General features: G+C 43.8%; 26 protein-coding genes. 16 read left to right on the plus strand and 10 right to left on the minus strand.

The window, feature by feature from the left end; genetic code table 11:
- The first annotated feature begins 169 nt into the window (after nt 1-169).
- The 5 genes from HUJ22_RS06505 to HUJ22_RS06525 all read left to right on the plus strand — a co-directional run bounded on the left by HUJ22_RS06505 (nt 170) and on the right by HUJ22_RS06525 (nt 3,932).
- Nucleotides 170-592, plus strand: coding sequence for a plastocyanin/azurin family copper-binding protein (locus HUJ22_RS06505; protein ID WP_290875432.1), 423 nt, complete (start codon nt 170-172; stop codon nt 590-592).
- The gene (locus tag HUJ22_RS06510) at nt 582-1,163 is read left to right on the plus strand and encodes a YceI family protein (RefSeq protein WP_290875434.1); all 582 of its coding nucleotides are present in this window, start codon (nt 582-584) and stop codon (nt 1,161-1,163) included. Before HUJ22_RS06505 ends, HUJ22_RS06510 begins: the two co-directional genes overlap by 11 nt.
- A gap of 14 nt (nt 1,164-1,177) precedes the next feature.
- Entirely contained in the window at nt 1,178-2,041 is an 864-nt protein-coding gene (locus HUJ22_RS06515) for a DUF5777 family beta-barrel protein (RefSeq protein WP_290875436.1), read from the plus strand.
- A gap of 109 nt (nt 2,042-2,150) precedes the next feature.
- Nucleotides 2,151-2,678, plus strand: a complete 528-nt coding sequence (locus HUJ22_RS06520; protein ID WP_290875438.1) for an RNA polymerase sigma factor — start codon at nt 2,151-2,153, stop codon at nt 2,676-2,678.
- Between the two features lie 9 nt (nt 2,679-2,687).
- Entirely contained in the window at nt 2,688-3,932 is a 1,245-nt protein-coding gene (locus HUJ22_RS06525) for an outer membrane beta-barrel protein (protein WP_290875439.1), read from the plus strand.
- Between the two features lie 171 nt (nt 3,933-4,103).
- On the opposite strand, the gene HUJ22_RS06530 is transcribed toward HUJ22_RS06525, so the two are convergent.
- Nucleotides 4,104-4,532: a protein disulfide isomerase family protein gene (locus HUJ22_RS06530; RefSeq protein WP_290875441.1), complete on the minus strand. Its 429-nt coding sequence runs from the start codon at nt 4,530-4,532 to the stop codon at nt 4,104-4,106.
- Nucleotides 4,533-5,011: 479 nt separating this feature from the next.
- Between HUJ22_RS06530 and HUJ22_RS06535 the strand changes: the two genes are divergently transcribed.
- The 9 genes from HUJ22_RS06535 to HUJ22_RS06575 all read left to right on the plus strand — a co-directional run bounded on the left by HUJ22_RS06535 (nt 5,012) and on the right by HUJ22_RS06575 (nt 9,224).
- Nucleotides 5,012-5,329 (plus strand): metalloregulator ArsR/SmtB family transcription factor, encoded by a 318-nt coding sequence (locus HUJ22_RS06535; protein ID WP_290875443.1) that lies wholly within the window; start codon nt 5,012-5,014, stop codon nt 5,327-5,329.
- 67 nt (nt 5,330-5,396) lie between these two features.
- Nucleotides 5,397-5,888: an SRPBCC family protein gene (locus HUJ22_RS06540; protein ID WP_290875445.1), complete on the plus strand. Its 492-nt coding sequence runs from the start codon at nt 5,397-5,399 to the stop codon at nt 5,886-5,888.
- Entirely contained in the window at nt 5,885-6,103 is a 219-nt protein-coding gene (locus HUJ22_RS06545) for a hypothetical protein (RefSeq protein WP_290875447.1), read from the plus strand. Before HUJ22_RS06540 ends, HUJ22_RS06545 begins: the two co-directional genes overlap by 4 nt.
- Before the next feature lie 18 nt (nt 6,104-6,121).
- Entirely contained in the window at nt 6,122-6,652 is a 531-nt protein-coding gene (locus HUJ22_RS06550) for a DUF4199 domain-containing protein (RefSeq protein WP_290875449.1), read from the plus strand.
- Between the two features lie 43 nt (nt 6,653-6,695).
- On the plus strand, nt 6,696-7,061 hold the full coding sequence (locus HUJ22_RS06555; protein ID WP_290875451.1) for a DUF2200 domain-containing protein: 366 nt from the start codon (nt 6,696-6,698) through the stop codon (nt 7,059-7,061).
- Nucleotides 7,062-7,079: 18 nt separating this feature from the next.
- The gene (locus HUJ22_RS06560; RefSeq protein ID WP_290875454.1) at nt 7,080-7,664 is read left to right on the plus strand and encodes an SRPBCC family protein; all 585 of its coding nucleotides are present in this window, start codon (nt 7,080-7,082) and stop codon (nt 7,662-7,664) included.
- A 9-nt stretch (nt 7,665-7,673) separates the two neighbouring features.
- On the plus strand, nt 7,674-8,258 hold the full coding sequence (locus tag HUJ22_RS06565) for a hypothetical protein (protein ID WP_290875456.1): 585 nt from the start codon (nt 7,674-7,676) through the stop codon (nt 8,256-8,258).
- Nucleotides 8,259-8,354: 96 nt separating this feature from the next.
- The gene (locus tag HUJ22_RS06570) at nt 8,355-8,543 is read left to right on the plus strand and encodes a hypothetical protein (protein ID WP_290875458.1); all 189 of its coding nucleotides are present in this window, start codon (nt 8,355-8,357) and stop codon (nt 8,541-8,543) included.
- 33 nt (nt 8,544-8,576) lie between these two features.
- Complete coding sequence (locus HUJ22_RS06575) at nt 8,577-9,224, plus strand: class I SAM-dependent methyltransferase (protein WP_290875460.1); 648 nt, start codon at nt 8,577-8,579, stop codon at nt 9,222-9,224.
- A 187-nt stretch (nt 9,225-9,411) separates the two neighbouring features.
- Here the strand turns inward: HUJ22_RS06575 and HUJ22_RS06580 are convergent, their stop codons facing one another.
- The gene (locus tag HUJ22_RS06580; RefSeq protein WP_290875462.1) at nt 9,412-9,804 is read right to left on the minus strand and encodes an HU family DNA-binding protein; all 393 of its coding nucleotides are present in this window, start codon (nt 9,802-9,804) and stop codon (nt 9,412-9,414) included.
- Between the two features lie 212 nt (nt 9,805-10,016).
- Here HUJ22_RS06580 and HUJ22_RS06585 point away from each other — a divergent pair, with 212 nt between their 5' ends.
- Nucleotides 10,017-10,562: an alpha/beta hydrolase gene (locus HUJ22_RS06585; RefSeq protein ID WP_290875464.1), complete on the plus strand. Its 546-nt coding sequence runs from the start codon at nt 10,017-10,019 to the stop codon at nt 10,560-10,562.
- Between the two features lie 143 nt (nt 10,563-10,705).
- Nucleotides 10,706-11,734 (plus strand): DUF6340 family protein, encoded by a 1,029-nt coding sequence (locus HUJ22_RS06590; protein WP_290875466.1) that lies wholly within the window; start codon nt 10,706-10,708, stop codon nt 11,732-11,734.
- 74 nt (nt 11,735-11,808) lie between these two features.
- On the opposite strand, the gene folE2 is transcribed toward HUJ22_RS06590, so the two are convergent.
- The 8 genes from folE2 to HUJ22_RS06630 form a co-directional block, all read right to left on the minus strand.
- A complete protein-coding gene (gene folE2, locus HUJ22_RS06595; protein ID WP_290875468.1) occupies nt 11,809-12,708 on the minus strand; it encodes a GTP cyclohydrolase FolE2 in 900 nt (299 codons plus the stop codon).
- Nucleotides 12,709-12,737: 29 nt separating this feature from the next.
- On the minus strand, nt 12,738-13,169 hold the full coding sequence (locus HUJ22_RS06600; RefSeq protein WP_290875469.1) for a 6-carboxytetrahydropterin synthase: 432 nt from the start codon (nt 13,167-13,169) through the stop codon (nt 12,738-12,740).
- Nucleotides 13,170-13,322: 153 nt separating this feature from the next.
- Complete coding sequence (gene arsB, locus HUJ22_RS06605) at nt 13,323-14,363, minus strand: ACR3 family arsenite efflux transporter (protein WP_290875471.1); 1,041 nt, start codon at nt 14,361-14,363, stop codon at nt 13,323-13,325.
- A gap of 104 nt (nt 14,364-14,467) precedes the next feature.
- The gene (locus HUJ22_RS06610) at nt 14,468-15,094 is read right to left on the minus strand and encodes a protein-tyrosine-phosphatase (protein ID WP_290875473.1); all 627 of its coding nucleotides are present in this window, start codon (nt 15,092-15,094) and stop codon (nt 14,468-14,470) included.
- Between the two features lie 187 nt (nt 15,095-15,281).
- Entirely contained in the window at nt 15,282-16,304 is a 1,023-nt protein-coding gene (locus tag HUJ22_RS06615; protein ID WP_290875475.1) for a 2-oxoacid:ferredoxin oxidoreductase subunit beta, read from the minus strand.
- A gap of 2 nt (nt 16,305-16,306) precedes the next feature.
- Nucleotides 16,307-18,154 carry a 2-oxoacid:acceptor oxidoreductase subunit alpha gene (locus tag HUJ22_RS06620; protein WP_290875477.1) on the minus strand — a complete coding sequence of 616 codons (1,848 nt, stop codon included), beginning with the start codon at nt 18,152-18,154 and terminating at the stop codon, nt 16,307-16,309.
- Nucleotides 18,155-18,197: 43 nt separating this feature from the next.
- Nucleotides 18,198-18,548, minus strand: coding sequence for a 4Fe-4S binding protein (locus HUJ22_RS06625; RefSeq protein WP_290875479.1), 351 nt, complete (start codon nt 18,546-18,548; stop codon nt 18,198-18,200).
- Between the two features lie 173 nt (nt 18,549-18,721).
- A complete protein-coding gene (locus HUJ22_RS06630) occupies nt 18,722-19,729 on the minus strand; it encodes a dihydroorotate dehydrogenase-like protein (protein ID WP_290875480.1) in 1,008 nt (335 codons plus the stop codon).
- Nucleotides 19,730-19,769: the final 40 nt, after the last annotated feature.

Here is a 19,769-nt window from a genome sequence, read left to right on the forward strand (position 1 = left end):
TATTTTTCCCTTCCTGATTCCAACTCCCTCTTTTTCCCATAAATCATCATTCATTTGATTCTTGAAGCAACCCTCACAGTAAATCTGCTGTATAGTCATATAAAACAGGTATGGATTTCTTCTTTAAGTGAATCTTTACCCCATCAAGATTAATTAAAATTATACGATTATGATGAATACAAAACGAATCATTTCTTGCGTCTTCTTTTTATTGGCTGTCACGGTAAGTATTTCATTGATTGGATGCAGCACCGGCTCCGGTACCGAGGAAGAAGGAACTAATGGTAATGGCCAAGAGCCTTCTGCCGGTGAAGTTGAGATGGTTAACACCTCTTTCTCGCCAAATGATTTAGAAGTGGAAAAAGGCACAACCGTAACATGGACGAATAACAGTAGTCTGACTCATACCGTAACAAGTGGATCAAACGGTCAACATGATGGCCTGTTTGACAGTGGTAATATTGCACCCGATGGTCAATTTTCATATAAGTTCGATGAGGTTGGCACATTCGACTATTACTGTATCCCACATGTAGATCAAGGTATGACCGGTACTGTAACCGTTACAGAATCTTCCGGCAGTGGTTACTAGCCTAATACTTCTTTATTCATTTTGCTGCTTTCAGCTTCAGCCTGTAATCAATACCAATAGTGTAGATACGGTATATTATTCTGATTCCGGGTATGTTGAATTTACTTCAAGTGTGCCTATGCACTCCTTTTCAGGAGAGTCAGACCACCTTACCGGGATGATCGATTTTGAAGAGAATATCATCGACTTCTACATTGACCTGAATACCCTTAAAACGGGAATCGGGAAACGAGACAGGGATATGTATCAGACGCTGAACACTGAAAGGCATCCTTTTGCTGAATTTACGGGTTCATTTGAGAGTCCACGCTCCATTCCCGATCAAAGAACAGAAGTTACCGCTATCGGTGAATTTACCATAAACGGGGCAACCAACGAAGTAGAAGTTGAGGGCTTCATAGAACCTAAAGAAGAAGGATTGATACTGGAGGCAAAATGGTCTCTCCTCATAAGCGACTATAACATCGAGCCTCCGGGCATTCTCTTCTACCGGGTTGACGATACCCAGGATATCAAGATCAAAGTTGTTTTAAAGCCAACCTCCGGGGAAGCACTATCTGCCGAAAACTAAACCGAACATAAACAATGAAGCAATTGCATATTCTATCTTCTACGATCTTAAACAGCCTGATTACGGTACTTTTGATCTCAGTTACTGCCCACGCTCAGTTACCCAGAGAACTAGTTCAGTCAGATGGGCCGGTCGAAAGCGCCTTCTGGGCAACCACCAATATCGGAATCAGCACGGTTCAGAATGTGGATAAACATAACCTGGAAAGTTCAGTCGTACATACTTTTGGGCTGGTCAGAGGGGGAATTGACACTTTCTACGGATTGGACGACGGAGCTAATACCAAAATTGGACTGGATTACGGAATCAGTGAAAGGCTTTCCGTCGGAATAAGCAGAATGACCTTCAACAAGGTCGTAGATCTGAGGGGGAAGTATAATATACTCAGGCAAACACAATCCGGAAGCATGCCGGTGGACCTTGCAATCAAATCTTCCCTGGGAATCAGTACGCTCTCCGGCCTTAACCTGAAGTTTAACGAACGCCTCAGCTATTTTACTTCTGTTATGTTAGCCAGAAAATTCGACCGGCTGAGCCTACAATTAACGCCAATGATAGCTCACTTTAACAATCCGGCCGCAGGTAATCCCAACCAATTGTTTGGACTGGGAACCTTGATAAATTATAAACTAAACAAACGTTTTGCCCTGAGTGCCGAATACCTGCCCGTGATCGGAGAAAGAAATGCTTTTAGCCGGGATGCCATGGCCGTGGCTTTGAATATCAATACAGGCGGACACGTATTTCAACTATTTCTAACCAGTTCTCAATGGCATAATGAGCAATATATTATGGCAAATAACCGGGATGAATTCTGGAAAGGAGATTTCAGGTTTGGCTTTAATATCCACCGGGTATTTGGACTGGGAGGAAATTAACGGCAAAACACAGGCAACCCTTTGGGGCATCGTATGGTATAGGTTATAGGAGTCGTCCATATTTTTCTTTTAATTAGTAGCATACAGGTTTTAAATAAAACAAGATTCTTTGTTAACCGATATCATTAAAGGATGCTGCAAGCATCGCCGGGAAAGCCAAAAAGAGCTTTATGAGATGTTCTATGCCTATGGCATGAGCATAACGCTGCGATATGCCGATTCCCGAAATCAGGCTGCTGCTGTTTTAAACGACGCCTTTATGAAAGTTTTTGAGAACATAAAAACCTATGACACCAATCGGGACTTTAAACCCTGGTTTCGAAGAATTGTGATTAACACCGCCATCAACCAATACCATAAGGATGAGAAACGCCTGAAGATGACCGAGCCATTATCGGATGATGAAAACCATTTTACGGAGGAACACATCATCAGCGGTATTTCCTATGATGAACTTATTGAAATGGTTCAGCAGCTGAGTCCCGCTTACCGAACCGTTTTTAATCTGTACGTGATAGAGGGATTTAAGCATGAGGAAATAGCCGGGATGCTGGATATCTCGGTCGGAACGTCAAAGTCCAACCTCTCCAAGGCCAAAAGGAACTTGCGGGAGATTTTAGAGAGAAATTTAATTTGAGACCGTACTATGAATAGCAAAGACGAACATAAAGACCCGCTCGAGCAGTTTTTCAGGAAGAAAGCTGAAGAATACGATATTTCTTACCGGGAAGAAGACTGGCTTGACCTCGAGAAAAAGCTGGACCGCAGACAGGCCGCCAAAACCCGGCAACGGCGCACTTACTTTGCCGCCGCTGCCGTACTGCTGATCGTATCCGCAATGGGTTATTTCATCTATGATAACTCAAATAAGATAGATCAACTGAACCGGCAACTGGAGGATAACATGACTACGGGAGTCCTCCCCGATTCCGCCCGGGAGGATACCGCTAAAGAGCCGGAAGCTCTCCCGCCGGTGAACCGGGAAATGCTGGCCAATATTCCTCAGGAAACCCAAAAACCAACTGAAATTACCGATGATGTTACCCCCAAGTCAGGTCCCGAAAAACAGGATCAGCAAGCGGTTATAAATGCTGATCCTGTATCGGTCTCCGGTGGCGAACTAGCGCATGCAGAACTGCGATCGGTTTCCTATTCCGAACTTATGGATGACGACCTTTCTCTCTCAACCGGCAATAACATCCCCGGCGATACGGGGTATCTTGCTTCCGTGAGTTATGGGGGGATAGTGATTCCTTCCGGCAATCTCCCCCAACGCGACGGACTCGACAGAACAGCACCTTCCCGATTTGAATTCGGGCTCATTGTTTCGCCGGATATCAGTACCGTTGGGGGCATCTCGAATTTTCATGAACCGGGATATAAACTCGGGGTAAGCGCCGGCTACCACATCAACGACCGATTTACGATCTCGAGCGGGGTCATTCATTCCAATGTGAAATACAGTTCCGGAAGCCAATATTATGATCCTCCAGCGTACTGGAATCCCGGTGGAACCCCCAGCGGCATCCGGGCTCAGTGCTTTATCCTGGATATTCCGGTCACCCTGAAATATGATGTGAAGCAATTCGGCAATTCCCGCTTTTTTGCCACGGGTGGACTTTCCTCCTACGTGATGCTAAGCGAAGACTATTGGTTCGACTATAATAATGGCGGCTATTCCGGCGGACAAACCACCACGCTGAATGAAAAATCGGGCAAAGCACATCTGTTCAGCAACGCCGGCTTTTCCGTCGGCTACGAATACGACCTCCACAAAAACTGGAGCCTGAAAGCCGAGCCCTTCATCAAGGTCCCCCTCCGTGAAGTAGGCTGGGGAAATGTGAAGCTTTATACGCTTGGGACTTTTGTTTCGGTGAGTTATAGGCTTTAGAAATGAATTGAATATCCAATAACGAATAATCAACATGGAATATCCAACTAGTCATGCTGAGGATACTTCCGAAGCATCTTCATGTAGCTTTGTGCTTGTGCAGGTCCTTCGGGGGTACCCTCAGGATGACCCTTGAAGAAGTTGTAAAAGCGACCATCATCCAGGGATATTTTAATTCAGAGCAGCGGTAATTTTTCTTGCCATCTCTTCGGTATCATCATCCCGGGTTATTTTATCCAGTATTTCATGGCTCTCGGCATCTATCAATAAGACAAAACCCGTCATTCCCTCATTTTTCTCGAATATTTCTGAAAGTCCCAACCTGGATGCCAACAACTTTGATTGATGGGCTGTAAAATCATCGGTCATATCCATTTTGGTAAACAAAACCGGTTCTCCTTCAAACTCTCTCACCGCTTCTGCCATTTTAGGTTTAATAGCCTGGCAAGCTCCGCACCAATCTGCATACATGTACATCGTTATTACAGCGGGATCTTCTTCCGTCTCAGCCTCATTCGAAGCGATCAAAAAGAATGATCCAATAAAAAGTACGGCGGTTAAGAGAACTGCGGATGTCGTTTTATATCTATTTTTCATCATCTTTTTTTGAGTTTATAATCTTCCATCCTTGTCGACAGAAATACTTCGATTTACCCGGTTTAAACTTAAAACAAATCACGGTGATAACAGAAAGGACTTACTTCTCACTGTACGAGTGAAATGTAACCTTTCATACCCCCTTAATAAAGTGCGAAGTCTTCGGCTTCCATACAGGCAACCGGCCCCCCTTCAATATCCAATAATGAATAACCAACACAGAATATCCAACTAGTCATGCTGAGGATACTTCCGAAGCATCTTCAAGGACTTATGTAGCTTTATATTCGTGCAGGTCCTTCGGGGGTACCCTCAGGATGACCTTTAATAGAGTATGGATATTCCGTGTTGGATGTTCTTCAGCCTCATTCGCGTTCCATTCCTTTCGTGTTTTAGAGTTTTCGTGGCATTAAAAAAAATTTGCGTAACCAAAATGTTACATATATATTTGTAACCAATCAGTTACACATTAATTATTCTACATGCCTCAAGATGTATTCCAAGCCATAGCCGACCCTACCCGACGGGAGATCATTGATCTTTTGGCGGGACAATCCATGCCGGTTAATGACGTGGCCAGGCAGTTTGAAATGAGTCGCCCTGCGGTTTCCAAGCATATCAAGATCCTGAATGAATGCGGGTTGGTGGTCATCCGAAAAGAAGGCCGCAAACGCTATTGTCGTGCGGATACCCGGAAGCTTCAGGAAGTAATCGAATGGGCGTACCGCTACCGCAAGTTCTGGAATGAGAAGCTGGATGCGCTGGAAGCAGCTTTGGCAGAGGATGAGCGTATTAAATAGCTGTCAGCTCTCAGCTTTCAGCCGTCAAATCAGGCGGACTGAAAGCTGAAAGCCTAAAATCTACCCTATGAATAAACAAAACCTCCCAGTTGTAAAAGCAGAAATGTTAATCCGAAAGCCTGTGCATGAGGTATTTGAAGCAATGATAAACCCGGAGATCACCTCAAAATTCTGGTTCACCAAAAGCAGCGGTCGGGTTGAACCCGGAAAAACTCTTGAGTGGGAATGGGGGCAATTCGGGGTTTCGGATACAGTAGATATCCTTGAAGTACGAACCAATGAATATATTTCCCTGGAATGGAAACCTGGAGATCTGAAAACGAAAGTGGAAATGGAATTTGAGCCTCATTCCGAAACCTCCACCCTGTTCAAAGTAACTGAAAGTGGGTTTTGGGACTCCGCCCCTGCCGAAGATGAGAAGCTTGAAGAAAAGATTAACCTGATGTTAGGACAGAACGGCGGCTGGAATTTGGTACTCTGCAACATGAAAGCCTGGCTGGAACATAAACTGGATCTGAATTTAATTGCAGACCATAACCCCAAAGCAGCTGTTAAATGAATATTGCCGTATATAAAACAAATGTGGGCAGCAAGGAAGTTGCCAAACCGATCATATCCGCCATTCAACATCAAATTGGAGAGTGTGAGGTGAGCTTTGATCTGGAAGACCGCGATAACGTACTGCGGGTCGAAAGTATGAATACGACCATAGATGAATCCGCTCTTGAGGATATTTTCAAAAAACACGGTTACCGCATTGAACCATTACCTTAAAACTAAACAGGGGAATTTATGAAACGAAACGTACTGATTTTTGGATCCATTATCGGAGTCATTTTGATATTCCATATCATATATATGGTACACCTGATGTACAGCAAGCCTGATTTCCAGAGCAATGACGTCTTGGGATACATTTTCTTATTTGGCGTGTTTTCTTTGGTTTTCTTCGGAGTTAGAAATTACCGGAACAAGGAATTGGACGGATTTATATCCCTTGGAAAAGCATTCAAAACCGGGGCTTTGATTGCCTTGCTTGCAGCCACTTTTTATGTGGTTTTCTGGTTGTTTTATTATTACTTGTATGTGCCCGATTTCTTAGATAAATACATTGAACACGTAATGCTTGAAGCCGCCCTGGAAGGTGCAACGGAAGCCGAACTGGCTGCCCAATCGGAGCAAATGGACCAATTTAAGTCATGGTATCAAAGTCCCTTCATGGTAGTTTTTATTACTTACATGGAAGTTCTGCCCATCGGACTGGTAGTGGCTTTTATAAGCTCGCTGGTTCTGAAGAAAAAGCCTGAGACAGATCATAAATAAAACTTAGGGATCTTCGCACTTTCCATTAATAAAAGTACAAGGCATGAATTCAAAAAACTCAAAACACCGAATCTATACCACGAGCTTTGCAAGTGTCTACCCTCATTATGTGACAAAGGCTGAAAGAAAGGATCGCTCCAAAGCCGAAGTGGATGAGATCATTCGCTGGCTGACCGGATACAGCCAGAAAGAGCTTGAAACCATTCTGGAAGATAAAACAGACTTCGAAACTTTCTTTGCGGAGGCTCCCAAACTGAATCCTTCCCGGCGGTCGATCAAAGGAGTTATCTGCGGAATAAGGGTAGAAGAAATGGAAGAGTCAACCATGAAGGAAATTCGCTACCTGGATAAGCTCATAGATGAGTTAGCAAAAGGAAAGGCAATGGAAAAGATTTTGCGAAATGAGTAAATCTTCAGGTAGATAGTAATGCAGAAGTTTAATAATAAACCAAATAAAGTTGAAATCATCATGAACCAACAACACGGCATCTTTCCTGAACCCGGTACAATCCAATTCGAGCGACTGCTATCCGGGCCTCCGGAACGGATCTGGGATTACCTCACCAAATCAGAATTAAAAGCAAAGTGGCTTTCCGCCGGTGATGTAGAGCCAAAAGTGGGCGGCAAGGTTGAATTCCGGTTCAAACACAAAAACCTTTCCGAAAAAGACGATCCCATCCCCGAAAAATACAAAGCCATGGAAGACGGGACCTATTTTGAAGGGCGGGTGACCGAATGGAATCCTTATACCAAACTTAGCTATACCTGGGGTGAGGATACTGGGGAAGAATCGGAAGTGACTTATGAACTCATTCCTAAAAAGAACGACAAGGTGCTGCTTCGGTTGACCCACCGCAGATTGGGCGATGATCCGACGACGCTTATCAGCGTGGGCGCCGGCTGGCATACGCATCTGGGTATCTTAGCCGATCGACTGCAAGGCAAAGAGCCTGAAGGATTTTGGAAAGTCCATGTGCCCCTTGAAAAAGAATACGAAAAAATTATCAGTTAACAGTGTGCAATGAGCAGTTATCAGTTTATAGTAATTGAGGAAGCCGGAAGCAGTATTCGTTTTTTTGTAAAGGAAAGTGGTGCCCGGATTTCGCATCAGCGGTTCTTGGATTTATTGAAAAGCAATCCCGGGTTTCGGGAACAGTATAATAATTACCTTGCCGATTGTAATTTTGACGCTTTCTTCTGGGAAAATAAACCCCTCACGCAGCAAACACTGCATGAAGAATATGAATGCAATCTTATCGACAGTGATTTTCTGTCGGGCTGCTCGCCCGATTCAAGCACGTTTCAGTCTTATTTCAGGGACGATATAGCGGTCGTCCGTTTCCCCAATCTTGGAAAGGATGCACAACTGGTGGTCCCCTGCCCGGTTAAAGAACACTCGGTTTATACGCATATCGGGAACTTTGTACGGGATGCCGGTGCCGGTCAAAAAGACGAGTTCTGGAAGCAAGTCGGAAAAGAAACCCTGAATCAGATCGGTGAAGAACCCCGATGGCTCAGTACTTCGGGGCTGGGGGTATTTTGGCTGCACGTTCGGATTGACTCCTATCCGAAATATTATCAGACTGAAGAGTATAAAACCCCGTGAGTGATTCCGGATTGGGTACAGGATGTTAAAAATCGTCCATCGCTAATCGGTCGGTCGGTCTATCGCATATCAAAAGAACTGAAAAACGAATGACCGATGGACCGACAGATCGAACGGCGAATATATTTACTGTATAAATACTATTGCCCAACCCCCGAAAACCAACAAGGCTATGGGTGGCACCCACCGGGTGGAGGTTTAGGCATTTATTCATTCATTAACCCCGCCCTGAAGGACGGGGCTATGTTCGGTGATCCCTATCAGACGAATATTAAATTAGATTAGCACGTATTAGCAAATTTTGAGTATCATCCTTACATGAATCCTATTGAACTTTCATCACAACTGAGAAAACCTACCGGTGAAGCAGGAAAGGAGATTGGTAAAGCGCTCAACGAATCAAACCGGGGATTGTATGAGCTGGCTTTTGAGATGATGAGCCTTCAAAAAGATGACCGGGTGTTGGAAATTGGTTTTGGCAGCGGAATGCACTTCCCGGAATATTTCAGGCTGCAGCCCCGGTTAACGGTAACGGGCATAGATTTCTCGAAGGATATGTGTGAAGAAGCCAAAGCTCACAATGCGGAGTTAATCGCCTCAAATAAACTAAGCCTGCATTGTGAAGAAACTTCCGCCCTCCCCTTTTCGGATAACCGGTTTGACCTGGCAGTGGCCCTTAACGTTATCTATTTTTTAGATCCGCCCGGAGTTCACCTAAAAGAAATTCACCGCGTGCTCAAACCCGGCGGAATGTTACTGATCGGCTACCGCCCGCGACATACGGTGGAACATCTACCTTTCACCAAACAAAATTTCATTCTGTATGAGCCGGACGAGCTGAAAGTACTTCTCAGTAAAAACGGGCTTGAAGCCACAAAAGAAATCACCCGTTCCCATGAAAAAACATCCGTGGATGGCGTGGAAGTCACCGTCACTGATGCCTGCCTGCTTGTAAAGAAAGGGTAATTGCCGTGGCCTTACTCGCGCTTCATCATTCCCCGGATATGATGCCGAATGTTTAAAATCGTCCATCGCTGATCGGTTTTTCGGTCTTTCGTAAATCAGTTCCTGCAGAATTTCGATTAATCGATGGACCGATAGATCGAGCTGCGAATTAACCTGTTTTCCATCCTTTTACTTTATAACAGCCATTTCATTGCTCTTCCACCTTTACAAAGGTTGCTTTTTCCAGTTTCCTCTTTATCCGGGTATCCGGGATAAAGCCCAGGCGAACCTCCTTGATGTTATCGGCGGTTACCTCTTCAGGAGAATCGGCCGGCTCGGATTTGAGGTACAGTCGGAAAGTACCGAGTCCGTCAATCCTTACCGTATGCCCGGCCAGCAGCTGTTCCGGAATCAGATCCGACAATCCCCAGGCAATCAGGTGTACATCCCCTCCACTGGCCGTGGTGTGTTTTTCAAATATTTCCACTACGTCATCCATGCCCAACTTAGACGAACCCGTTAACTGCGGAAACCAGAACGGCTGCTTTTCATTATTATCTCCACGTTTATAAGACTTGACGGCTTTAAATTTTAAACTCATAGTTTCTCCGTAATTATCTAAATGTTTTTGTTATCTACCCCGGGGTAAATAAAAAAATTATCCTGATATTTTCTTCATCCCTTCATATAAATCCCTCAAACTCTTCAATATGTCGCAAAAGCCCCTTCAAGTCGTCGCTTTTCCACCATGCAAAGTTTGAATCAAGAAATTATACTGTTATAAATAAATGGGAAAACATCTTATAAAATGATATGAGCAAGCTTATAATATTTATACAAGGTGGAGGCGCAGGAGGTTACGATGCAGATGCCAGGTTAGTGGATTCCTTACAAACGGCATTGGGTGAAACCTACGAGGTACGCTACCCTCAGATGTTCTCAGATGAAACACAGCCGGATTTCGGATGGCCTCATCAGATCGGTAAAGAAATTTCAGGGATTAAAGGCAAAGTTATTTTGGCAGGGCACTCCCTGGGTGCTTCCATGGTGTTGAAATTTCTTTCAGAACATGAAATCCGGGAACAGATTGACAGCATATTTCTCATCGCTACACCCTTTTGGAGCGGTGATGAAGATTGGATTAAAGGACTTAAGCTGCAAGTAAATTTTGAAGATCATCTACCCAAAGAAGTACCGATTTTTTTCTACCATTGCCGCGATGACGAAGAGGTACCGTTTGAACATCTTTCTATTTATAGTCAAAAACTTCCCTGGGCGACTTTTCGCGAAATTCCCAGTGGTGGTCATCAATTTAATAACGACCTGACACTAGTAGCTAAGGATATTAAATCTTTATGAGAATTAAAGTTTAACCTCCCGCCCACTTCATCATTGAACATTCCGTGTCGGGTGTTGGATATTCCTGTAGCATTCACATGCGGGTTTTTATATTATATGAGAACAGTATATATGTAACGTTCCCCAACTAAACCCTCTCCCTTATGAAACATGTACTGATTTTAGCCCTCGCAGCTTTTGGGTTCGGTTGCAGTCCTACAAATACCGTGACCATGAGCGTTCAGGAGCCTCCGGTCGTACAATTGCCGTCGTCCATGGAACAGATTGGCCTGATCAATCGAAGCGATACGGGAGACCGCTCCACAACTATGGAACGAATCGACCGGGTGTTGTCGGCCGAGGGGAAAAACCTGGATCGTGACGGTGCGGCCGAGAGCATCACCGGGCTGACTGAGGAAATCCACCGATACGAGCTGTTCGATGCCATCGAAACTCCGAATATCAGCCGGCTCGATAATCCCCGATTCGGAGTCTTTCCGGCTGCGCTATCGCGGGACGAGGTTACGGAAGTTTGCAGTGAATATAATCTGGACGGACTATTTTCCCTGGAATTTTACGATACTGACTCCCACATCGATTACACCACAGAACGGGTTACTATAAAAGGGCCTCTGGGAGCCGAAATCCCTGCAATAGAACATCATGCCAGAGTTCATACCACTATTAAAACCGGCTGGCGTATATACGATAATACCTCAGGAATCATACTGGATGAATTTGTAGCAACCGAGAATGTAGTAACCACAGGCAAGGGGATTAATCCGGCGGAAGCGATTGCTGCCATAACCGGACGCAAGGAATTGGTAAATCAGGTCAGCCGTGAAATCGGTCGTTATTACGCGGGAAGAGTGGTTCCGTACTGGATCAGGGTTCGCCGCGATTACTATGTAAAGGGCAGTGATAATCTGGAGCGGGCCAAACGCCGGGCACAAACCGGCAACTGGAACGGTGCTGCAGAATTGTGGATGCAGGATACCGATCATCCCGATTCGAAAGTAGCCGGACGAGCACATTATAACATGGCGATTATTAACGAGATCAACGGCAACCTGGATGATGCCATCGAATGGGCTCGAATTTCTTACGAAGATTACGGGGATAAACGAGCTTTGGATTACGTGCGCATCCTGGAACGCCGAAAAGACAGACTGGCTGCCCTCGAGCAATATTAGAGGAATGAGTTTAGGCTCACTCCCCTCCACCCCGTTCCGGTATTAACCGATGGACCGATAGGTCGAACGGCGAATTATCTGAGGCCGTTGGGCAGGCCTTTGCAGATACGGCTTACGGCATCATGGCTGTGAAGGCTTTCCATGTGTACGCAGCGCACCACGAAGTCGCGGATGCTGTTGTAGCTGTCGAGTTCTTCATAAAGCAGCCGGGCGGCATCTTCCACAAACTTTTGATAGGCTCCATTGAGCTCGGCAAAAGCCTGTTCATCTTCGCGTTTCACCATCACCTGTGTTTCTGTTTTCAGGGCATTCCGGCAGATTTGCACCAGGTCTTCCACGAAAAATTCATCTTTTAATGCAACCGTTACATTCGCCACGCTGCGCTGACTGTGAGGAATGGCGGCCACCTCTCTCGTTTCCCGGGCATGTTCAGCCAGTTCATAACTGCACGGACATGCACTGCTGTACTCAAAATCGAGATGCATGTATTTTTGAAACTGATCGTAGTTATCCAGCCGGCCTTCCAGCTGTACTTTGTAGTACTGATATCCTTTCATCCCGGAACGGAGGCTTTCCATCATCATCGGGTAATTAAAAGAAATTCGAAGGAAAGATTCCTGACTGTCCAATTCATCTTTATAGGCTTTCAGAATTTCCTCCAGCAGATCCAAATGAAAAACCTTCTCCTGAAACTTGTAGAACGTTCGCATGATGCGGCTCATGTTGATCCCCTTCTTGCCCATCTCGAGGCTTACATAGCCATCTACGGAAGCCTCAAGCGTAATGGGCTCGCCATCTCGCCTGCGAAATCGCAAAGGCAGCTTAAAATTAGATATTCCCACTTGTTGAATGGGAACATTGGCTCCTTCAATAAGGGATGCCGGGCCGTTTTGAAGATCCGGCAGTGATTCCTTGTATTCTTCCGTTATTGCAAACGTAGGATCATAGAAACGTTGTACTCCATTTGAAATCATATTATGTAAAGCTAAAGATGAATAGTCTGTTAAATTCCCCGATAAGGACAATATTCGGCAATATTTCGTTCGGTCTCGAAGAGTTTGACCTTGTATAATTTTCCGTCGCTAACGCAAGCTGCTTCTACCTCCGGCTTTAATTCTTCGTAGAAAGCACGGACTATATTTTCCGTAGTTGGTAAAACCCCTTCCAAAAATGGCACGTCCATATTCAGGTTTCGGTGGTCACAAGGTTCCAGGATTTTCTTGTGGATGATGTCCTTTAGATCGCCCAGGTCAATGATGAATCCCGTTTCCGGATCGGGTTCGCCGGCTACGGTAACTTCAACCACGTAGTTGTGTCCATGCCAGTTAGGATAGTTGCACTTCCCAAAGGTTTTGCGATTCCACTCATCGCTTTTATCGGGATTATGAAGCCGGTGTGCGGCATTAAAATGAGCTCTGCGTGTTACGAATGTCAATGTTTGAGGCCGTTAGTTATTGTTTTCTGGTAAGCCTAACATTTAGAAATTATAAACAGTTCTGCAAGTGGAAAGTTTTTTTATTTGAGAATTCAGGAGTCAGAATACAGAATTCAGAAAAACTTATCCTGAATTCTGTATTCTGACTTCTTTCTAATACTTTAGCCTGCTTTTATTCGCAAACTTCACCAGCGAAAGCATAATCGGCACTTCGATTAAAACCCCGACTACCGTCACTAAAGCCGCTCCGGATTGCAAACCAAACAAAGCTATGGCAACCGCCACGGCAAGCTCGAAAAAATTACTGGCTCCGATCATGGAACCGGGGGCACAAACCTGATACGGTAATCCGATCTTCTTCCCCCCATACCAGGCCAGTACAAAAATAAAATATGTTTGAATGATCAGCGGAATGGCAATCAATACAATATCCAGTGGCTGACCCACGATCTTTTCACCCTGGTAGGCAAATAATAAAATCAGGGTCACCAGTAAGGCTGATATGGAAACCGGCTTAAATTTTGGGAGGAATTTGGAAGTGTACCACTCCTGTCCCTTTTGATTGATGGCAATTTTATGGGTCAGATATCCGGCCAGCAATGGAATCACTACAAACACGATAATGGATGCTGCAAGTGTGTTCCACGGAATGGCTATATCGGTAATGCCAAGCAATAATCCCACAATGGGAATGAACAAAACGAGGATCAGGATATCGTTCACCGAAACCTGAACCAAGGTGTAATTCGGATCTCCATCTGATAAATACGACCACACAAAAACCATGGCTGTACAGGGTGCAGCTCCCAACAAAATAGCCCCGGCTATATACTGATCTGCCAGCTCCGGACTCAGCCATGCCGAATAAATATGATCAAAAAAGACCCAGGCAAAAAAGGTCATGGTAAAGGGTTTGATTGCCCAATTGATTATTACGGTCCAAACCACTCCTTTAGGGGATTTTCCGATCTCTTTAAGAGAAGCAAAATCCACTTGCAACATCATAGGGTATATCATCAGCCAGATCAGAAAGGCAACCGGGATGTTCACTTTATAGATCTCCCAGTCGCTGATAACCTGTATTGAATCCCCGGTCAGGTACCCCACTCCGATTCCAATTCCTATACAAAGCAATACCCATAGTGTGAGGTAGCGTTCGAAAAAGTCCATTCGTTTTTGAGATGATTCAGACATGTAGCGTTTATGTGTTTAGAAGTTCTTGATAAAAATTTTGGTTGGATAGAAGTCAGGAATCAGGACTCAGAATTCAGAATACTGAGTCCTGAATTCTGATTTCTTTATTTTGTTTTGCTGATCATATAGAACATTTCCGTGGCTATTTGCCGGCAACGTTCGTCGTAAATTTCTTTTTCCTTATCTGTCCCATCAGACTCCTTTGGATCGCGATAAGTGATCGGTTTTCGAAATTCCGCTCCCGGCACAAATGGACAGTTTTCGTCGGCATCCGAGCAGGTCATGATGGCAGCGAAGTTTTTATCGGGATTGACCTCATCGTCAAATTTCTTGGAAAAGCAGATCATCGGCTCCGATTGCTCACTGAAGAAAACTTCATGCCCGGGATTCACTCCACCCGAATTCTCAACTTTAAAACCCGCTCGTTCTAGCGCTACAACCGCCCGTGGATTGAAGGCCGTAGCCTCTGTTCCCCCCGAATAGGTTTCGATGTTTTCTATTCCATAGTAATGAGCCGCCGTTGATGTCCAGATCTGTGCTAAATGACTTCTCCTGCTATTGTGCGTACAGATAAAATTAAGCCTGGCTGTCTCCCCTGATTCTTTTTTTGAGCGGATATAATCCGCAACTTCTCTAAGTTTTTCTTTTCTTGAAGAAGTAATGGAATCAAAATCAGCCTTTAATTCTTCAATATACTGTTCCAGCTTTTTATACATGATGAATAATCTCATTAACAGCAGCTTTTAACGAGTTTATAAGAAAAATCAGAAAGCAAAGACTTCAACTCATTCACTCCGTTGGAATTTAGATAATGCAAAATACATTATTATCAATTTATCGTAAAATTACGATTAATATATTGCAGCTAACTTTGATTATCAACAGATGTATTCAGAAAAGAATATTGTATGCCCTTAATTAAGAAATCTCCCAGGTACTTCCGCTTCGGAACAAATCATTTATATTATTGAAATCACCTCTTCCTTTTGCGGATTTAATAGCAGAGTGAACACGTTCTTCAAATGGTTTGGATTCAACCTTTCTGATCACTCCCATGGCAACGGGAAAATCGGGGAGTTGCATTTTTGCTAATGCCAAATGTTGCAGTACATCGGCTTCTTCGGCATCGTGCACCAGGGACCCGCCAATTTCATTTTCAAGAATGATTTTCTTAAGGCGCATTCCATCAACTTTTAATCCATGCTCTTTTTCTTTGCCAAATAGTATGGGTTGCCCCTGTTCAAGAATGACCTGGTTTTCATCTTTAGTCTCACGACCGGTTATTTGTTCGTGAATACCATCCGTAAAAATCACACAATTTTGGAGTACCTCAATAACAGAAGTACCTTTGTGGTTATACGCCTGCATCATCACATCTTCCAATAACTTTGGATCATTATCAGGAACCCGGGCAAAAAATGAAGCCCCGGCTCCAATGGCAATTTCTCCGATATTAAAGGGGTTCTCATAACTTCCTTCCGGAGCCGTCTTGGTTTTCACACCCTCCGGGGTCGTAGGCGACGACTGGCCTTTGGTCATACCGTAAATTTTGTTGTTAAATATGACAATATTTAGATCCACATTTCTCCTGCATGCATGAATAAAATGATTCCCTCCAATTGCCATACAGTCTCCATCACCGGTAAAAACCCATACATTTAAATCAGGGTTGGCTAATTTTGCCCCGGTTGCAACTGCAATAGCACGACCATGAATTGAATGAATACCATAGGTATCCAAATAATAAGTAATCCTGGAGGAGCAACCGATACCTGAAATACTTAGGGTATTTTCCTTTTTGTGGCCCATATTTGCCATGGCTTTTTGCATAATAGCCAGGATCATGTAATCACCACAACCCGGGCACCAGCGTACCGCCTGATCACTTTTAAAATCTTTCGTGGTCAGGGCAGCTCCATTATTTTTTGCATCCGTCTGCATACTTACTCCGATAAATGATTAATGATCTGTGCTTTTATTTCTGTGGTAAAGAAAGGTTGTCCCTGTATCTTATTAAACTGCTTATAATTGAAGTGTGGGTATATTGATCTCAAATAATGAACAAACTGTCCGTTGTTTAATTCACACACTAGTATTTGATCATAATTGCTAAAAACAGCTTCCGTATTTTCAGGCAAGGGCTTTATGTAGTTAAAGTGGGTAAATCCGATATCTTTTTCACCATCTTCCATCAGCTCTGTAACTGCAGTATTTATGGCCCCATGGGTACTTCCCCATCCAACGACCAATAATTTTCCGGATTTAGCTCCTATGACTTTTTGTTTGGGCAGTTTTTTTGCAATTCTGTCTATTTTCTCTTCCCTCAACTTGGTCATTTTCTCATGATTGAGAGGTTCATAAGTCAGATTACCTGTAATTTCCTTTTTCTCGAGGCCGCCAATCCGGTGTTCAAACCCCGCATCTCCGGGACTCATCCAATAACGATTCAGGAATTCCTGTTGACGCATATAAGGCTGCCAGTCTTGAGGTAATCCTTCATATCTCGGAATATTGATCTCTTCAAGTTCACCTTCCTCCGGTATTCTCCAGGGGCTGGTACCACTTGACAGATACGAGTCTGAAAGCAGCATTACAGGGGTAATATGCTCCAGGGCAATTTTTGCTGCTTCATAACTAAAATAGAAACAATCATCAGGAGAACTGGCGGCCATCACCACCATTGGTGCTTCACCATGCCTTCCATACAGGGCCTGATAGAGATCGCTCTGTTCTGTTTTAGTCGGTAACCCGGTAGAAGGACCTGCACGTTGAACATTCACAATAACCAATGGGAGTTCAGAGATCACAGCTAAACCCATTGCTTCAGACTTTAAGGAAGCACCCGGACCGGATGTTGTAGTAGCAGACAAATTACCACTAAAAGCAGCTCCAATTGCAGCCGTAATAGCGGCTATTTCATCCTCAGCTTGAAAAACAATGGCCCCCATATCTCTGCGTGCCGAAAGTTCATGGAGAATTTCTGAAGCCGGCGTTATTGGATAAGAACTTAAAGATAATTTTCTGCCGCTTTTTTCTGCTGCTGCCAAAAGTCCCCACGCTACAGCCGTATTTCCGTCTATATTCCGATAGGTGCCTTTAGGGAGCTTAGCCGGGGGAATAAAAACTGATTTAGCGATCACTTCTGTACTTTCAGCAAAATTATAACCTGCATTCAGTGCCTTTTTATTAGCCTCAACCAATGCCGGTTTTTTATTGAATTTCTTCTCAATAAATTCAACAGTTTTTTCGATCGGGCGGCTAAACAAATTCAGAACCAAACCAAGTGCAAACATATTTTTGCTTCGGGTTATGGCTTGCATTTCAAGCCCTAAATCTTTGAGGGCCTCTTTTGTCATGGATGTTGCAGGAGCCCGGATTACTTGAAAATCTTCCAATGTTTCATCATCAAGCGGATTACTTTCATAATCAGCCTTCTTCAGGTTTTTGGAAGTAAAATTATCCTCGTCAACAATAATAGTTCCACCGGGCTTCAGGAACCCAAGGTTAGCGGCTAATGCAGCCGGATTCATCGCAACCAGTACATCTACTACATCACCGGGGGTATAAATCTCGGTTCCGCCAATTTGTATCTGAAAACTGGAAACACCGCCAATACTTCCTTGAGGAGCTCGAATCTCAGCAGGGAAATCAGGTATCGTAGTTAAATCGTTACCCGCAATACCCGATGATTGTGAAAACATATCTCCGGTCAACTGCATACCATCACCGGAGTCTCCGGAAAACCGGACAACAACTTTTCTCATTTCCGAGGTTAAAACACTTTCTGCCATAATCAGCTCATCTTGGTTTTTGTTTAGATTCTAAAGTACCGGCCTATCCGTGGAGAAATGCTTGCCTTTTAATAAGTGTGTCTTCTGAGTCTTCATGATCAGGATCAGGTATAATACAATCAGGAACCGGACAAAAAGAAATACACTGCTCTTCGTCATGAAACCCCTTACACTCAGTACACTTATCTGCTACAATAAAGTAAAACTCATCGGAAATAGGTTCCTGCATGTCATCTGCATCCACCTCTTTTCCATTCAAAAGGGTTACTGTACCTGTTAAATTAGTTCCTTCTGCCATCGACCATTCCGCACCCGGCTCATAAATAGCCTGGTTAGGACATTCCGGTTCGCATGCTGCACAATTAATACATGTATCGGTGATTAATACTGCCATGGTCTTTAATATTTGATTCTGGGTTTGGGTTTCAACATGTGTTGGAAAATGTTTTAAATCCTATTTTAGATATTTAGACAAAAAACTCTACTATAAAGTATTAAAAAGTTTTTCCACTAACAATTTTATAACCAATACTGACTCATATTTAGAATCTGTATAGATTACAAACTTCATTTAATATCATCTAATTTAAAGCCCTGCAGTGCTTTGATATAATTTGCTCGTTCAAATGCTTCGGGATCGGCAACTGAAGCGGAACTCATGGCCCCTTTCATTTCCTCGATGGATGTATATTCTTTTTCTTCCATCCAGATTTCAATTTCCTTCAGCATAGATTTTAATACTCTTGGGCCTCCATAAAGTAATACGGATGCCATCATAGTTACATCGGCTCCGGCAAGTATCATTTTAATTACGTCATTTGCCGTATGTATGCCGGTTGTGGCGGCAAGACTGCATGAAAGATGCGGCCTGAGCATGGCAATCCAACGCAATGGAAGCCTTTTCTCAAAGGTACTGCTCAATTCCAAGCTGGGTTCAACTTCAAGAAACTCAAGATCTATGTCGGGTTGATAAAAACGATTAAATAAAACCAAACCATCTGCGCCGGCGTGTTCAAGACGCACAGCCATATTACCAAATGAACTGAAATAGGGGCCTAACTTTATAGAAACCGGGATATCAACAGATTCTTTAACCGCTTCGAGATCATCAATGTACATTTGTTCAACTTCAGTTGAAGTTAAATCAGGATTCCCTGCTATATAGTAGATATTTAATTCAATAGCATTGGCTCCGGCTTCTTCCATTTTCTTTGCATAAGACATCCATCCACCTTTCGAGAGACCATTTAAACTGGCAATCACCGGTATGTCCACGGCATTCTTCAGGTTCATGATCTGCTCCAGATAATCTTCGGCATGCAGATTGTGATACACATCCGGCTGGGGAAAATAGCTGAGAGCTTCCGCATAGCTATCACTCGATTTATTCAGGTAATGATCAAGAGCCTTATTTTCTGCTGTGATTTGTTCCTCAAATAAGGAGTACATCACTATAGCTGATGCCCCGGCTTCTTCCATCTTTTTAACATTATCCGTATTGCTTGAAAGCGGTGATGCAGATGGAACAAGCGGGTTTTTAAGAGACAGTCCAAGATATTTTGTTTCTAAATTCATAGCGTTAGAAATTCGATGGTTAAATCATTTCACGTTAATA

Source organism: Gracilimonas sp., assembly GCF_014762685.1.
Taxonomy (GTDB): domain Bacteria; phylum Bacteroidota; class Rhodothermia; order Balneolales; family Balneolaceae; genus Gracilimonas.

Coding starts and splice junctions, on each gene's coding strand:
- HUJ22_RS06560 (WP_290875454.1), top strand. CDS start 7,080: ATGCAGAAGTTTAATAATAAACCAAATAAAGTTGAAATCATCATGAAC.
- HUJ22_RS06540 (WP_290875445.1), top strand. CDS start 5,397: ATGAATAAACAAAACCTCCCAGTTGTAAAAGCAGAAATGTTAATCCGA.
- HUJ22_RS06565 (WP_290875456.1), top strand. CDS start 7,674: ATGAGCAGTTATCAGTTTATAGTAATTGAGGAAGCCGGAAGCAGTATT.
- HUJ22_RS06515 (WP_290875436.1), top strand. CDS start 1,178: ATGAAGCAATTGCATATTCTATCTTCTACGATCTTAAACAGCCTGATT.
- HUJ22_RS06525 (WP_290875439.1), top strand. CDS start 2,688: ATGAATAGCAAAGACGAACATAAAGACCCGCTCGAGCAGTTTTTCAGG.
- HUJ22_RS06580 (WP_290875462.1), bottom strand. CDS start 9,804: ATGAGTTTAAAATTTAAAGCCGTCAAGTCTTATAAACGTGGAGATAAT.
- HUJ22_RS06615 (WP_290875475.1), bottom strand. CDS start 16,304: ATGCAGACGGATGCAAAAAATAATGGAGCTGCCCTGACCACGAAAGAT.
- HUJ22_RS06590 (WP_290875466.1), top strand. CDS start 10,706: ATGAAACATGTACTGATTTTAGCCCTCGCAGCTTTTGGGTTCGGTTGC.
- HUJ22_RS06555 (WP_290875451.1), top strand. CDS start 6,696: ATGAATTCAAAAAACTCAAAACACCGAATCTATACCACGAGCTTTGCA.
- HUJ22_RS06620 (WP_290875477.1), bottom strand. CDS start 18,154: ATGGCAGAAAGTGTTTTAACCTCGGAAATGAGAAAAGTTGTTGTCCGG.
- HUJ22_RS06585 (WP_290875464.1), top strand. CDS start 10,017: ATGAGCAAGCTTATAATATTTATACAAGGTGGAGGCGCAGGAGGTTAC.
- HUJ22_RS06625 (WP_290875479.1), bottom strand. CDS start 18,548: ATGGCAGTATTAATCACCGATACATGTATTAATTGTGCAGCATGCGAA.
- HUJ22_RS06570 (WP_290875458.1), top strand. CDS start 8,355: ATGGACCGACAGATCGAACGGCGAATATATTTACTGTATAAATACTAT.
- HUJ22_RS06535 (WP_290875443.1), top strand. CDS start 5,012: ATGCCTCAAGATGTATTCCAAGCCATAGCCGACCCTACCCGACGGGAG.
- HUJ22_RS06610 (WP_290875473.1), bottom strand. CDS start 15,094: ATGAGATTATTCATCATGTATAAAAAGCTGGAACAGTATATTGAAGAA.
- HUJ22_RS06575 (WP_290875460.1), top strand. CDS start 8,577: ATGAATCCTATTGAACTTTCATCACAACTGAGAAAACCTACCGGTGAA.
- arsB (WP_290875471.1), bottom strand. CDS start 14,363: ATGTCTGAATCATCTCAAAAACGAATGGACTTTTTCGAACGCTACCTC.
- HUJ22_RS06530 (WP_290875441.1), bottom strand. CDS start 4,532: ATGATGAAAAATAGATATAAAACGACATCCGCAGTTCTCTTAACCGCC.
- folE2 (WP_290875468.1), bottom strand. CDS start 12,708: ATGATTTCAAATGGAGTACAACGTTTCTATGATCCTACGTTTGCAATA.
- HUJ22_RS06630 (WP_290875480.1), bottom strand. CDS start 19,729: ATGAATTTAGAAACAAAATATCTTGGACTGTCTCTTAAAAACCCGCTT.
- HUJ22_RS06545 (WP_290875447.1), top strand. CDS start 5,885: ATGAATATTGCCGTATATAAAACAAATGTGGGCAGCAAGGAAGTTGCC.
- HUJ22_RS06550 (WP_290875449.1), top strand. CDS start 6,122: ATGAAACGAAACGTACTGATTTTTGGATCCATTATCGGAGTCATTTTG.
- HUJ22_RS06505 (WP_290875432.1), top strand. CDS start 170: ATGATGAATACAAAACGAATCATTTCTTGCGTCTTCTTTTTATTGGCT.